The organism is Virgibacillus sp. 7505, assembly GCF_002272135.1.
GTDB lineage: Bacteria > Bacillota > Bacilli > Bacillales > Amphibacillaceae > Terribacillus.
The window spans coordinates 1-252 of the sequence record NZ_NPBF01000231.1 but is presented as its reverse complement, the minus strand read 5'-3'; the positions used below and the strand labels follow the sequence as shown (position 1 = coordinate 252).

The window sequence follows — 252 nt, the reverse complement described above, 5'->3', positions numbered from 1 at the left end:
AATGCTGCCTCGACATCTATACCTAATTGTTCATACTGCACTTTAGCGCTTTCAAATCGACTCGTCACGCGCCATTCACTCCTTTGCGGTAGATAGTAAGTGACAGGAAACGCTGTCCGCACTAGCGCACGACCTTCCTCTATACGAGAAAGCTCTCCGTCTGCAATCGCTTGTACGAGCAGATTGCCAACAGCGGTTGCCTCAGTTGGACCAGCGATCACCGTTTTGTTGGTCCGGTTTGCTAAACGTTGG

At 50.4% G+C, this 252-nt stretch carries 1 pseudogene; it reads right to left on the bottom strand.

The features are described from left to right. Positions 1-252 (bottom strand): annotated as a pseudogene (locus CHH91_RS20725) (hypothetical protein); the annotation flags it as partial.